Genomic DNA, 12,117 nt, shown 5'->3' with positions numbered 1-12,117 from the left:
GGCGGCCTCCCCGACGTGAGAAGGAGTGGCCGCCCATGTTGTGCTGGTTCTGCGCCGAGGGGGCGCGTGCGATCTGCCGGTTCTGCGGGCGCGGGGTGTGCGCCGAGCACGCGCGCTTCGGGCCGTACCTGCTGGAGGTGACCCGGTCGGCCCGCCGCGACCGGGCCGAGGCGCTGGTGGTCGAGGACGCGGTGCAGTGCGGCACCTGCCGTCCCCGGCCACAGCCGGTCGCGATGCCCGAGCTGGACTAGACGTTCGCGTACGGCGTGATGAGGTTGGTGATCGCCGGCCGGAGCACCGACTTCGGCCGGGCGCCGACGATCGTCTGGGTGACCGTCCCGTCCCGGAGGAACAGCAGGGTCGGCATCGAGTGCACCCGGTAGGCGATCGTGGTCGACGGGTTGGCGTCCACGTCCAGCGTGACGATCAGCACCCGGTCGCCGAACTCGCCGGCCAGCTCGCTCAGCACCCGCTTCAGCGGCCCGCACGGCGGGCACCACTGGGCCCAGAAGTCGACGAGCACCGGGACCTTCGCCGACAGCACGATCTCGGCGAAGGTGGCGTCGGTGACGGTGGTCAGGGTGTCATCTGGCATCGGATCTCCTTCAACTGGTCCTGGAGCCGCTCCCGTACGTCGGTGAGGCGGCCCAGCAGGTCGTCCACTTCGGCCAGTCGCCGCCGCAGCACGACCGCCGACTCCGGGCAGACGTGCCCGGCGCTGTTGCCGGCCCGCAGGCAGGCGACGAACGGTTTGATGTCGTCCACGCCGAATCCGTCGGCGAGCAGCGTGCGGATCTCGTGCACCACGCGCAGTTCCGCGTCGTCGTACTGCCGGTAGCCGTTGGCGTCCCGGCGCGGACGGATCAGCCCGTGCTCCTCGTAGTAGCGCAGCGTCCGCGGGCTGGTGCCGGCCCGGTCGGCCAGCTCTCCGATAAGCATGAGCCGACGGTAAGCCCTGACATCGGTGTCAGGGCAAGGCTGCAAGATCGTGCGAGGATGGTGACATGGTCGACGGTCCGGTGGCTTTCGTGCTCGGCGGCGGGGGCGTGCTCGGCGCGGTCGAGGTCGGCATGCTGCGGGCGCTCTTCCGGGCCGGATTCCGCCCGGACCTGGTGGTGGGCACGTCGATCGGCGCGGTGAACGGCGCCCTGGTCGCCGCCGACCCGGCCGAGCACGTCACCGAGCGCCTGGTCCGGCTCTGGACGTCGCCGGAGGCCGCCGCGGTGTACGGCGACTCCCTCGGCCGCCAGATGCGCCGGTTCGCCGCCCGTACCCATCTGCACTCGCCCCGCCCGCTGCGCCGCCTGCTGGAGAGCGAGCTGGGGGAGAACGCCACGTTCGCCGATCTCAAGGTGCCGTTCCACTGCTGTGCGGCCAGCATCGAGCGGGCCGCCGAGCACTGGTTCGACAGTGGCCCGCTGGTCGACGCGGTGGTCGCCTCGTCGGCCGTGCCGGGGCTGCTGCCACCCATGGAGATCGACGGCGAGCACTACGTGGACGGCGGGATCGTCAACTCGATCCCGATCGGCGAGGCCGTCCGGCTCGGGGCGAAACTCATCTTCGTGCTCCAGGTCGGCCGGGTGGAACGCCAGCTCAGCGTGCCGAAGCGGCCGTGGGAGGTGGCGCAGGTGGCGTTCGAGATCGCCCGGCGGCACCGGTTCGCCCGCGAGCTGGCGTCGTTGCCGGACGACGTCCGCGTCCACGTGCTGCCGAGCGGCGGCGGGGAGAACCGGGACGACTCGCCGTGGGCGTACCGGGACATGGCCGCGGTGGGGCGCCGGATCAGCCGGGCCTACACCGCGTCCCGCCGCTACCTGAACGCCAACGTGAATCCGCTGCCGGGGCCGGGCCGCTGATGCCCCCGGTCTGGGTCCGCCGCATGGTGATCGCCCCGGCCGTCGTCCTGCTCGCCTTCACACTGCTCACCACCCTGCCGGTCTGGCTGCTGATCGCGCTGGCCGTCTCGCCGGTGGTGCCGGGCCGGCTGCGGGTGCCCCGGGTGGTCTTCCTGCTCATCGTCTACCTGGTGTGGGACGCCGTGGCGCTGGCCGGGCTCGCGGTGCTCTGGGTGGCGTCGGGTTTCGGCTGGAAGATCCGCGGTCCTGGTTTCCAGCGGGCGCACTACGTGCTGACCGGCTGGTTCCTGCGCAGCCTCTTCTGGTTCGCCCGCTGGTCGCTGCACCTGACGATCGACGTGGTCGGCACCGACCCGGACACCGCGCAGCCCGGCCGCCCGGAGATCGTGGTGAGCCGGCACGCCGGGCCGGGTGACTCCTTCACCCTGATCCACGCGCTGGTCAACTGGTTCGCCCGGGAGCCGCGGATCGTGCTGAAGGCGGCCCTCCAGTGGGATCCGGCGGTGGATGTGCTGCTCAACCGGCTGCCGAACCGGTTCATCTCGCCGGGCCGTACCGGGACGGCGACGCTGGAGCAGCAGATCGGCGAGCTGGCCACCGGGCTGGACGACAACGACGCCTTCGTGATCTTCCCGGAGGGCGGCAACTTCACGCTCCGCCGGAGGGCCAGTGCCATCGCCCGGCTGTGGTCCCGTGGTCTGCACGACCTGGCGGCCAGGGCGGAGAATCTGAACAACCTGCTGCCGCCGAAGCCGGGCGGGCTCTTCGCCGCGATCGACGCGGCCCCGGACGCCGGGGTGATCTTCGTGGCGCACACCGGCCTGGACCGGATGACGAGCGTCGCCGACGTGTGGCGTGAGCTGCCGATGGACAAGCGGCTGGTGATGCGGTTCTGGAGTGTGCCGCCGGAGGAGGTGCCCACCGGCGAACAGGAGCGGATCGACTGGCTCTACGACTGGTGGGCCCGTATCGACGCGTGGATCGACGAGAACCGTCCGGAGCCCCGGCCACTGTGGACGCGGCCGGGGCGCGCCGACGCTTAGGCCGTCTGGCTCAGCGACTTGAGCATCTCGGCCGGCATCTCGGTGACCTCGGCGGCCGGCGGGGCCTCCACCGACACCGGGGTGCCGAAGTCGGAGTAGGTGGTCGTCATCTTGCCGGCGCCGGCGCCCATCGAGCTCATGTCGATGACCAGCTCGGTGAGCCGGCCCTCACCGTCGACCTTGGCGGTGAACGGGATGGCGGTCGCCTTGTCGCCCAGGGCCTTCAGCGACTCCGGGTCGGAGGTCGGCGACTTGGTCATGTCGAGCGTGCCGGAGAACGTGTCCCCGTTCTTCTCCACCTTGACCGCGGCCTGCGCGATGGCCGACGCGTCCGCCATGTTCTTCGGGTTCATCGAGCTGCTCGCCGGAAGCTTCGACACGTCGAGACGCCACCACTTGGCGCCCGCGCCGGTCTCGTACTTCATGAACATCTCGTCGCCGACCAGGCGGACCGCGATCTTCATCGACTGCCCGGCGGCGTCGATGCTCATCACCATGTCGACCTTCTTGCCGGCGAGGTCGGACACGCCGCTGCCCTCGATGCCGCCCGGCATCGCCATCTTGATCTTCATCGTCTCGGTGCCGAGCTTCTTCGACGCGGCGACGAACTCGGCCAGCGGGTCGGCGGCGGCCTGCGTGGCGGCGGGCTTCGAGTCGGTGGAGGCCGAACCGCAGCCACCCATCCCGGCGAGGGCCGCGATCGTCACTGTGACGACGGCCAGCCGTTGGAACCTCATGTGTGTCTCCTTGTCGATTCGTTTGAGCGGCGCCCACCATAGCGGCCGGGTCCGACAAATACCGGCCCGATTTCTCCGGCGATCATGGGCGGGGCATGATGGTTCGGAGGGGCCGCACGCGTACGTAACAGGGGAGGACTCGTGAGATTCGAGGTCAGCAAGGTCCTCGATGCCATCGAGGCCCGGCTCACCACCGATCCGGCACTGGCCCGGGGTGTGGTGGATCTGTCAGAGGTGGTCCGTTACGCGGACCTCGACGGGGGCCGTCCGGCCAGCCTGGTCCGCCTAGGTCTGCTGATCGACGCCCTGGGGCGGTATGTGTCGGAGGAGAGCGTCCCGGTCTACGCGGTCGCGCCCCGGGCACTGCTCTCCGACGCCGACCTGACGTCGAACGAGCGCATGGTGGTGCGCCGCTGGGCGGACGACGGCAAGGTCGAGGTGGTCCCGCAGATCGACGACCGGGTGCTGGAGGTGGCCGAGATGCTCGGTCTGCCGGTGCTCACCCGTGACCGGGAGGACCGGTTCCGGGACCGCCGGCCGTGGGTGACCGATCCGGGCCGGCTGCTCGCCCTGGTGTCGAACCAGGGTGGCCCGGTGCTGGTGGCCCGGGTCGGCCGGGGTGAGGCGGCGCCGCCGGTGCCGCGGTCCCCGCTCGGTGAGCGGCTCCTCGCCCGGGTGTGGCGCTGCCCACAGATGAACTGCAACACCTACGGCGACGGCGGCGACCCGGACAGCCCGTTCGCCGACATGCGTACCTTCACCAGCCCGGTGTCTCAGCCGCCGCCCGCCCTGCGGGCCGGCGCACCGACCTGCCCCCGGCACGGTGACCGGCTCAAGGACATGGGCGCGCGCCCGGCCACCGAGGTCTTCTCGGTGCGCATCGACGGCGTGATCCGTCAGCGTTTCGTGGTGTCCGAGGACAAGGCCGTGGTGATCGGCCGGGCGCCGGAGGGCGGCGGCGGGGTCATGCTGGGCCAGTGGCTCACCGAGGACGCCCGGAAGTGGATCAGCCGCGGGCACGTCCGGCTGTCGCTGCGCGGCGGCGAGGTGACCGCCCAGGATGTCAGCACCAACGGCACCGGGGTCCGCCCGGGCGGCTCGTCAGACGACGACCAGCGGATCACGCTGCGCCGCGACGAGCGCCGGGTGCTCGGCCCGGAGGACATCGTCGAGCTCTACGCCCAGGTGCACGTGGGCCGGTCGAAGATGTGGGCGAGCGGCGGCGTGGTCCAGCCCGAGTCGGTGATGAGCGAGGCTCCCACCATGGCGTTCCGGCCGGTCGGCAGATAGCGATGTGCCGCCGCCCAATGGGCGGCGGCACATGCTCGGATCAACCCTTCAGTACGGCGGCCAGCTGCGCCAGGGCGTGGTCCAGGTCCTCCTCGGTGACCACGAGCGGCGGCGCGAGCCGGATCGTCGACCCGTGGGTGTCCTTGGCCAGCACGCCCCGCTCGGCGAGCCGCTCACACGCCTGCCGGCCGGTCATCAGCGCCGGGTCGATGTCCACGCCGGCCCACAGCCCACGGCCGCGGACCGCCACCACACCGTGGCCGATCATCGCCTCCAGGCCGGCGTGCAGCCGCGCGCCGAGGCGGGCCGAGCGCTCCTGGAACTCGCCGGTGGCCAGCAGCCGGACCACCTCGGCGCCGACCGCGCACGCGAGCGGGTTGCCGCCGAAGGTGGAGCCGTGCTCGCCGGGCCGCAGCACACCGAGGACGGCCTGGTCGGCGGCGACCGCGGAGACCGGCACGATGCCGCCGCCGAGGGCCTTGCCGAGCACGTACATGTCCGGGACCACGCCGTCGTGCTCGATGGCGAAGGTCTTCCCGGTACGCCCGAGCCCGGACTGGATCTCGTCGGCGATCATCAGCACGTTGTTCGTGTCGCACAGCTCACGCAGCCCGGCCAGGAACCCGGCCGGCGGCACCAGCACACCGGCCTCGCCCTGGATCGGCTCCATGAGCACCGCCACCGTGTTCGGCGTGATCGCGGCCCGGACCGCGTCCAGATCGCCGTACGGCACCACGACGAACCCGGGCGTGTACGGCCCGAAGTCGGCCCGCGCCTCCGGATCGGTGGAGAAGCTGACGATCGTGGTGGTACGCCCGTGGAAGTTGTTCGCCGCCACGATGATCTCGGCCCGCTCGTCGGCCACACCCTTGACCCGGTAACCCCACTTGCGGGCCACCTTGATCGCGGTCTCCACGGCCTCGGCGCCGGTGTTCATCGGCAGCACCAGGTCCTTGCCGCACAGCTCGGCCAGCCCGCGGCAGAACGTGGCGAACTGGTCGTGCACGAAGGCCCGGCTGGTGAGGGTGACCCGGTCGAGCTGGGCGTGCGCGGCGGCGATCAGGCCGGGGTGCCGGTGCCCGAAGTTGAGGGCCGAGTAGCCGGCCAGGAAGTCCAGGTAGCGGCGGCCGTCGACGTCGGTCACCCAGGCGCCCTCGGCCTCGGCCACGACCACCGGCAGCGGGTGGTAGTTGTGGGCGGTCCAGCGCTCGGCGTCGGCCAGCGCCCCCGGCGTACGGAATTCAACGGTCGTCACTTGCTGTACCCCTTTGCGATGCTCTCCCGGCCCTCGTCGGAAAGGCCGTCCGCTGCTGCGGCTGGCTGCCACTCGGTGCAGTCGATCATCGCCGGACCTCCAGCGTGCAGCACTTGGGTCCGCCGCCGGCCTTGCGCAGCTCGGACATGTCGACCCCGATGGTCCGGTATCCGGCCGCCCGCAGCGCGCCGGCCAGGTGGGTGGCCTGCTCGGCCAGCACCACGGTCTCACCGTCGCTGACCGCGTTCAGGCCGAGCACGGCGGCGTCCTCGGGCGTGGCGATGATCGCGTTGGGGAAGAGCTGCCGGAGCACGGCCTGCGAACCGGGCGAGAACGCCTCCGGCAGGTACGCGATGTTGGTCTCGTCCAGCACGCAGAGGGCGGTGTCGAGGTGGTAGTACGCCGGGTCGACGAGCTGGAGGGTGATCACCGGCCGCTGGAGGAACTCCTGGGTCTCGGCGTGCGAGGCGTGCGAGGTCCGGAAGCCGGTGCCGGCCAGCAGCACGTCCCCGGCGAGCAGGATGTCGCCCTCGCCCTCGTTGGTGTGCTTGGGTTCGAGCACGTCGAAGCCGTTCTCACGGAACCAGGCGGCGTACGCCGGGGCCTCGTCGGCCCGCTCGGCGTCGCGGAACTGCACACCCAGGGCCCGGCCGTCGACCACGGTGGCGCCGTTGGCGGCGAAGACCATGTCGGGCAGCCCGGGTAGCGGATCGATCAGCTCGACGGCGTGGCCGAGACCGAGGAAGGTCTGCCGCAGGTTCTCCCACTGGCTGATGGCCAGCGCGTTGTCGTACGGCGCCGTCGGGTCCATCCAGGGATTGATCCGGTAGGTGACGGCGAAGTGGGTGGGCCGGCACATCAGGTAGCGGCGCTTGAACGTCATGGAAGAAAACGGTAGGTCGCGGGGCCCGTCGGATGCCCCTGATCAACCATGCGTGACGCGGCCGATCGTTGCGTGATCGCGGCGGCCCGCGGCGATTCGTTGCAAAGGCCCCGGCGGGGCGGCGAACCGCCACCCATGCCGGGGCCTCGGCGTCCTCCGCGAACCGCTGAAGGACATGTCAGAGCAGTACCCGTCAGGTCCGGTTCGCAAACTGTGTGTCGAGCCATGTCCGCAGCTCCGTCGCCGAGTCGGTGCCGGTGCCCAGCCACCAGATCTGACCGGTCAGCGCGAGGACGCCCAGCACGATCGCGCCGATGGACAGGGCCATCCCGATCAGCGCGCTGGTCTTGCCGGCCACGTGCCGCTTGCGGGTCCCGAAGACGCCGGCGAGCGAGATGATCAGGGCTACCGCGGCGACGCCGACGCCGTACCCCAGAAGGGGGCCGGAGAGCACGAGCATCGCGCCCGCCACCGAGAGGATGAGGCCCAGGGTGGCCAGGAAACCGGTTCGGGCCCGCGGAGCGGGCGACGGGACCGCGACCGGCTCGGAGACGGCTCGGGCGCGCTCGGTCTCGGAGCGGACCGGGGGCAGGGTCGTGGTGGTCGCGCCGTCGTCCCGGCGGGGGGTCACCGGGGTCCGCCCGGTGGCCGTGTCCTCGTCCGTGGAATGGCGCGGGAAGGTAGGGATCCGCACGTCAGCACCTCCTTGTCAGGTTCTGACGTGGTTATGTACCCGCGCCGCCCGGAATTGACACGGGCGGCGCGGGTGACGGTCTTCCTCAGATCAGCGAGGAGACCGCGTTCACGTCGGTCGCCTTGGCGATCACGTGGTCGACGAGGCCGTACTCCTTGGCCTGGATCGCGGTGAACCAGCGGTCCCGGTCCGAGTCGCGCTCGATCTCCTCCGGGGTGTGCCCGGTGTGGAAGGCGATCCGTTCGTTCATCACCTGCTTGATGTGCAGCATGCTCTCGGCCTGGATGGCGATGTCCGCGGCGGTGCCGCCGATTCCGCCGGAGAGCTGGTGCATCATGACCCGGGCGTGCGGCAGTGCGTACCGCTTGCCGGGGGTGCCCGCGCAGAGCAGGAACTGGCCCATCGACGCGGCCATGCCCATCGCGATGGTGGCCACGTCGTTCTTGATGTACTGCATGGTGTCGTACACCGCCATGCCGGCGCTGATCGAGCCGCCCGGAGAGTTGATGTAGAGAGCGATGTCGCGCTCGGAGTCCTCGGACGCGAGCAGGAGCATCTGCGCGCAGATCCGGTTGGTCACCTCGTCGTTCACCTCGCTGCCGAGGAAGATGATCCGCTCCCGCAGCAGCCGGTCGAACACCTGGTCGTCGAAGGACGCGCCGCCGCCCCGCATGGTCGTCTCAATGCTCATGAACCCACCTTCTCCCACTCGCTTCCCGGATCCCAGCGATTCGCCTCAGGGCGAATCCGCTCACGGCATAATGCCCGGCTACCTTTGGTGCGTGCCGGAGGGACATACCATTCACCGCCTCGCGACCCGCCATCGTGAGCTCTTCGCCGGGCATCCGGTGCGGGCGCACAGCCCGCAGGGCCGCTTCACCGCCGGGGCCGCCCTCATCGACGGGCGTGTGCTGCTCGACACCGAGGCGTGCGGCAAACATCTGCTGCACCACTACGAGGGCGATCGCATCCTGCACGTCCACCTCGGGCTGTACGGCAAGTTCGCCGACGGCGAGCTGCCCGCCCCCGCCCCGGTCGGCCAGCTGCGCATGGTCTTGACCGGTTCTGATCACTGGCTGGAGCTGCGTGGCCCGACCGCCTGCGAGGTCCTCGACCCGGCCGCGGCCGACCTGCTGCGGGCCCGTCTGGGCGCCGACCCGCTGCGTGACGACGCCGACCCGGCGTTCGCGTACAGCCGGATCCGGTCCAGCACCAAACCGCTGTCCGCGTTGCTCCTGGACCAGTCCATCGTGGCCGGTTGCGGCCTGATCTACGCCAACGAGGTGCTGTTCCGGGCCGGCCTGTCGCCGGCCACCCCGGGCGTCGCGATCGGCCCGGACCGCTGGACGGCGATCTGGGACGATCTGCGGGCGCTCATGAAGGAGGGCGTGGCCCGCGGCCGGATCGACACGGTGCACACCGAGCACACCCCGGAGGCGATGCGCCGGGCGCCGCGGGTGGACCGGCACGGCGGCGAGGTGTATGTCTACCGTCGCCCCGGCCAGCCCTGCCTGGTCTGCGGCACCCCGATCGCCCGCGGCCCGATGGCCGGGCGCAACCTCTACTGGTGCCCGGCCTGCCAGCCGCCGGTCACAGAGCCGCGGAAGCGCTCGGCGTAGCCGACGGCGTCTCGGCCGGGGTGGTCGAGGGCGTGGGCGCCGGCTCCGACGGGGCGGGGGTCGGCTCGGACGCCGCGCCCGGGACGCCGACCTGGAAGTTCTCCACCAGCCAGGGGAGCAGTTCGGCGTACGCGGCCGTGGTGTCCGGCTGGTTGAAGTCGTGCGACAGCACGATCGCGCCCGGCCGGGTCTCCTTCTTGACCTGCGCGACGACCCGCTTCACGTGCTGCTCGGAGGTCTCGCCCTCGGGGTGCTCCCAGTCGCGCGGGTCCACCTCCCAGTAGAGGGAGGTCATGCCGTCGCCGTACGCCGTCTTGACCAGCCGGTCGGTGAAATTGCCGCCGGGGGCCCGGAAGTAGGGGATCTCGGCATCCGGCACGGCCGCGCGGATCGCCGCGTTCGTCCGTTCCAGATCAGCGAGGATCTGCTTCGGCTTCTTCTTGCCGATCCGCAGGTCGTGGCTCCAGGTGTGGTTGCAGAGCACGTGCCCGGCGGCGGCGATCTGCCGGACCAGGTCCGGATGCCGCCGCGCCTGCGTGCCGACCAGGCAGAACACCGCCTTCACCTGGTACTTCTCCAGCATCGCCAGGATCTTCGGCGTCTCCTCCGGGTCCGGCCCGTCGTCGAAGCTCAGCATCACCAGCTGCGATCCGGTGGTGCGCAGTGAGTTGAACGGCCCGTCGCCGACCGGGACCACGACCTGCTCCGGCTGCTTCCCGGTGGGCTGGACGGTGGGCGTGGCCGTCGGCGCCGACGGCGAGGGCGCCACCGACGGGTCGACGTTCGCGGGAAGGGCCTGGACCGGGTCCGGCTCGGCCTTCTTCTCCGGCTTCTTCTTCTCGCTCTTGCTGATCACGCCGACCGCCTCGGCGGCGGCCGTCATCACGCTGTTGCTCTCCCCGCCGGACTGCGGGATCGGCACGGCGGTGAGCAGCAGGCCAGCGGCGACGAGCGTGCCGAGCAGCACCTGCGGCCGGTTGCGGGCGGCCTGCACCCACGCCTCCACCGGGAGGCTGTTGGGCGCGCGGTGCGTGCCGGTGGACGCCCGGTCCGTCGTGGACCCGCGCCGGTTCTGCGCGTGCCTGGCCTCCGCGGCGCGCGTCCGGCGGGCGGCCGTCCGGGAGGATCCGTACGACTCGTCCGCCCCGGCGCGGTGCCGTGCGGAGCCGCCGCCGTCCAGGAAGGCGACCCGGGGGACCGGGATCCGGGGAACCGGGATCCGGGGTAGGGGGACGGTCGGCGCCTCTGGCACCCGGTGCCGCCCCACCGGTCTGTCCCCTTGAGACGTCGGCGCTGGTGAGAGCGAAGAGTGCGGCGGCATCCGTCATGCCTACCGTGCCGCAAGATCAAGCGCGATACCGAATCAGTCACCTTGTCGGCACACGCGGTGATATTTCCAGCTCATGTCGTGCGACTACGCAGAGCAAACATCCGTCAGATCGATGATGTAGCGTCCTCTCCACGGGTGGCGGCGGCCAACCAGGTCGCCACATCGGCCACCGAAGCGCCCCGGGCCAGCAGCGCGCGCTGCCGTGCCGCGCCGGTGCCGTGCTCGCGCAGCCGTCCCATCAGGAGGGTGGCGGTGGCCAGGTCGCCGTGCCGCTCCAGCTCCGGTCGCACGTAGTCGAAGAGCTGCCGGAGCAGGCGCCAGGCCGGGCGCGGCTGCCGGGTGGCCATGTCGATGTTCAGCCCTTCGAGGCCGTCGTGCGCGGCCCGCCAGTGTGCCGCCATCAGCAGCGGGTGCGGTACGTCGGGCGCCTCCACACCGGCACGCACCTCGTGGAGCAGGGTGGCGACCAGGGCCCGGGCCAGCGCGGCGAGCAGCACGGCGTCGTCGGTCGTGGGCATCACGTCGCCCATCCGGATCTCCACGGTGGGGTAGTGCGCGGAGAGCCGGGCGTACCAGTAGAGCATCGCCTCGTCGAGCATGGCGCCGCTCTGCTGGAGGTCGGCGACCAGGGTCAGGTAGTGCTCGTGCGACCGCAGGTACGGCGTCGGCCCCACGGTGGGCCACCGCTCCCACATCATCGAGCGCCAGCTGGCGTACCCGGTCTCGTGGCCGGCGAAGAGCGGTGAGTTGGCCGTGGCCGCCTGGAGCACCGGCAGCCACGGGCGCAGGTGGTTGAGCACGCGGACGCCGGTCTCCGGGTCGGGGATGCTGACGTGCACGTGGGTGCCGCACATGCCCTGGCCGGGGGAGAGGTCGCCGAAGTGTTCCCGCATCCGGTGGTAGCGCGGATCGTCGACGATCCGGATGCAGGGCCCGGCGGCCGGCCCGGTGCCGACCGCGAGCAGGCGCGCGCCGGCCCGCGCGGCGGCGTCGGCCACCTCGGTGCGCAGCCGGCGCAGGGCCGTGGCGAGGTCGTCCAGCTCCAGCTGCGGCGGGCCGGCCACCTCGATCTGGCTGCGCTGGTACTCGTGCTGCACCACGTCCCGCAGCTCCACGGGAATCTCGGCGAAGACCTTCTCGACGGCCTCCACGGCGTGCGGCTCCATCGCGTCGGCCAGGAGGTACTCCTCCTCGACGCCGAGGGTGAGCAGGTCTTCGCGTTCGGCCCTGGCGGCGAGTTCGGGAGAGATCGCCGTGCCCTCGGTGGCGCTTGTCATGGGCACCGGGATACCCGGCGCCCTGTCCCCGGAAACGATCGGTGAACTTCCATGTTGACAACTCCCGGAAACAAGCGTGCAATCTGTGAGAGCGCTCTCTCCCGACATATCCCCCCGCGAAAGGCGCGTCCCC

Annotated in this window: 14 protein-coding genes; 5 read left to right on the top strand and 9 right to left on the bottom strand. The window is 71.4% G+C overall.

The features are described 5' to 3' along the window. Positions 1-35: 35 nt before the first annotated feature. Entirely contained in the window at positions 36-251 is a 216-nt protein-coding gene (locus BJ964_RS05495) for a hypothetical protein (RefSeq protein ID WP_183216903.1), read from the top strand. On the opposite strand, the gene BJ964_RS05490 is transcribed toward BJ964_RS05495, so the two are convergent. Together BJ964_RS05490 and BJ964_RS05485 are read right to left on the bottom strand one after the other, a co-directional pair. Continuing rightward, positions 248-595, bottom strand: coding sequence for a thioredoxin family protein (locus BJ964_RS05490; RefSeq protein ID WP_203832625.1), 348 nt, complete (start codon positions 593-595; stop codon positions 248-250). The genes BJ964_RS05495 and BJ964_RS05490 overlap by 4 nt on opposite strands. After that, positions 577-939: a MerR family transcriptional regulator gene (locus tag BJ964_RS05485; protein ID WP_188119662.1), complete on the bottom strand. Its 363-nt coding sequence runs from the start codon at positions 937-939 to the stop codon at positions 577-579. The genes BJ964_RS05490 and BJ964_RS05485 overlap by 19 nt, the downstream gene beginning before the upstream one ends. Positions 940-1,004: 65 nt before the next feature. On the opposite strand from BJ964_RS05485, the gene BJ964_RS05480 reads away from it, so the two are divergent. After that, complete coding sequence (locus BJ964_RS05480) at positions 1,005-1,856, top strand: patatin-like phospholipase family protein (RefSeq protein ID WP_188119661.1); 852 nt, start codon at positions 1,005-1,007, stop codon at positions 1,854-1,856. Between the two features lie 23 nt (positions 1,857-1,879). Continuing rightward, positions 1,880-2,899, top strand: coding sequence for a 1-acyl-sn-glycerol-3-phosphate acyltransferase (locus tag BJ964_RS05475; protein ID WP_407650790.1), 1,020 nt, complete (start codon positions 1,880-1,882; stop codon positions 2,897-2,899). Here the strand turns inward: BJ964_RS05475 and BJ964_RS05470 are convergent. After that, positions 2,896-3,636 carry a hypothetical protein gene (locus BJ964_RS05470; RefSeq protein WP_188119659.1) on the bottom strand — a complete coding sequence of 247 codons (741 nt, stop codon included), beginning with the start codon at positions 3,634-3,636 and terminating at the stop codon, positions 2,896-2,898. The genes BJ964_RS05475 and BJ964_RS05470 overlap by 4 nt on opposite strands. Before the next feature lie 141 nt (positions 3,637-3,777). Here BJ964_RS05470 and BJ964_RS05465 point away from each other — a divergent pair, with 141 nt between their 5' ends. After that, a complete protein-coding gene (locus BJ964_RS05465; RefSeq protein ID WP_188119658.1) occupies positions 3,778-4,926 on the top strand; it encodes an FHA domain-containing protein in 1,149 nt (382 codons plus the stop codon). A gap of 40 nt (positions 4,927-4,966) precedes the next feature. Here the strand turns inward: BJ964_RS05465 and rocD are convergent, their stop codons facing one another. The 4 genes from rocD to BJ964_RS05445 all read right to left on the bottom strand — a co-directional run bounded on the left by rocD (position 4,967) and on the right by BJ964_RS05445 (position 8,449). Continuing rightward, on the bottom strand, positions 4,967-6,181 hold the full coding sequence (rocD, locus tag BJ964_RS05460; RefSeq protein ID WP_188119657.1) for an ornithine--oxo-acid transaminase: 1,215 nt from the start codon (positions 6,179-6,181) through the stop codon (positions 4,967-4,969). A gap of 85 nt (positions 6,182-6,266) precedes the next feature. Next, positions 6,267-7,064 (bottom strand): dimethylargininase, encoded by a 798-nt coding sequence (gene ddaH / locus BJ964_RS05455; RefSeq protein ID WP_188119656.1) that lies wholly within the window; start codon positions 7,062-7,064, stop codon positions 6,267-6,269. A 193-nt stretch (positions 7,065-7,257) separates the two neighbouring features. After that, entirely contained in the window at positions 7,258-7,758 is a 501-nt protein-coding gene (locus tag BJ964_RS05450) for a Bax inhibitor 1 family protein (protein WP_188119655.1), read from the bottom strand. Positions 7,759-7,843: 85 nt separating this feature from the next. Beyond that, complete coding sequence (locus BJ964_RS05445; protein ID WP_188119654.1) at positions 7,844-8,449, bottom strand: ATP-dependent Clp protease proteolytic subunit; 606 nt, start codon at positions 8,447-8,449, stop codon at positions 7,844-7,846. Positions 8,450-8,540: 91 nt separating this feature from the next. Here BJ964_RS05445 and BJ964_RS05440 point away from each other — a divergent pair, with 91 nt between their 5' ends. Then, entirely contained in the window at positions 8,541-9,377 is an 837-nt protein-coding gene (locus tag BJ964_RS05440) for an Fpg/Nei family DNA glycosylase (RefSeq protein ID WP_188119653.1), read from the top strand. Here the strand turns inward: BJ964_RS05440 and BJ964_RS05435 are convergent. Together BJ964_RS05435 and BJ964_RS05430 are read right to left on the bottom strand one after the other, a co-directional pair. Beyond that, positions 9,349-10,629: a polysaccharide deacetylase family protein gene (locus BJ964_RS05435; protein WP_229806576.1), complete on the bottom strand. Its 1,281-nt coding sequence runs from the start codon at positions 10,627-10,629 to the stop codon at positions 9,349-9,351. The two genes, BJ964_RS05440 and BJ964_RS05435, sit on opposite strands and share 29 nt — an antisense overlap. Before the next feature lie 182 nt (positions 10,630-10,811). After that, positions 10,812-11,984 carry a carboxylate-amine ligase gene (locus BJ964_RS05430; protein ID WP_188119652.1) on the bottom strand — a complete coding sequence of 391 codons (1,173 nt, stop codon included), beginning with the start codon at positions 11,982-11,984 and terminating at the stop codon, positions 10,812-10,814. Positions 11,985-12,117: the final 133 nt, after the last annotated feature.

It is taken from the genome of Actinoplanes lobatus (assembly GCF_014205215.1).
GTDB classification, from domain to species: Bacteria; Actinomycetota; Actinomycetes; order Mycobacteriales; family Micromonosporaceae; genus Actinoplanes; species Actinoplanes lobatus.
This window is presented reverse-complemented; position numbering and strand designations above follow the sequence as displayed.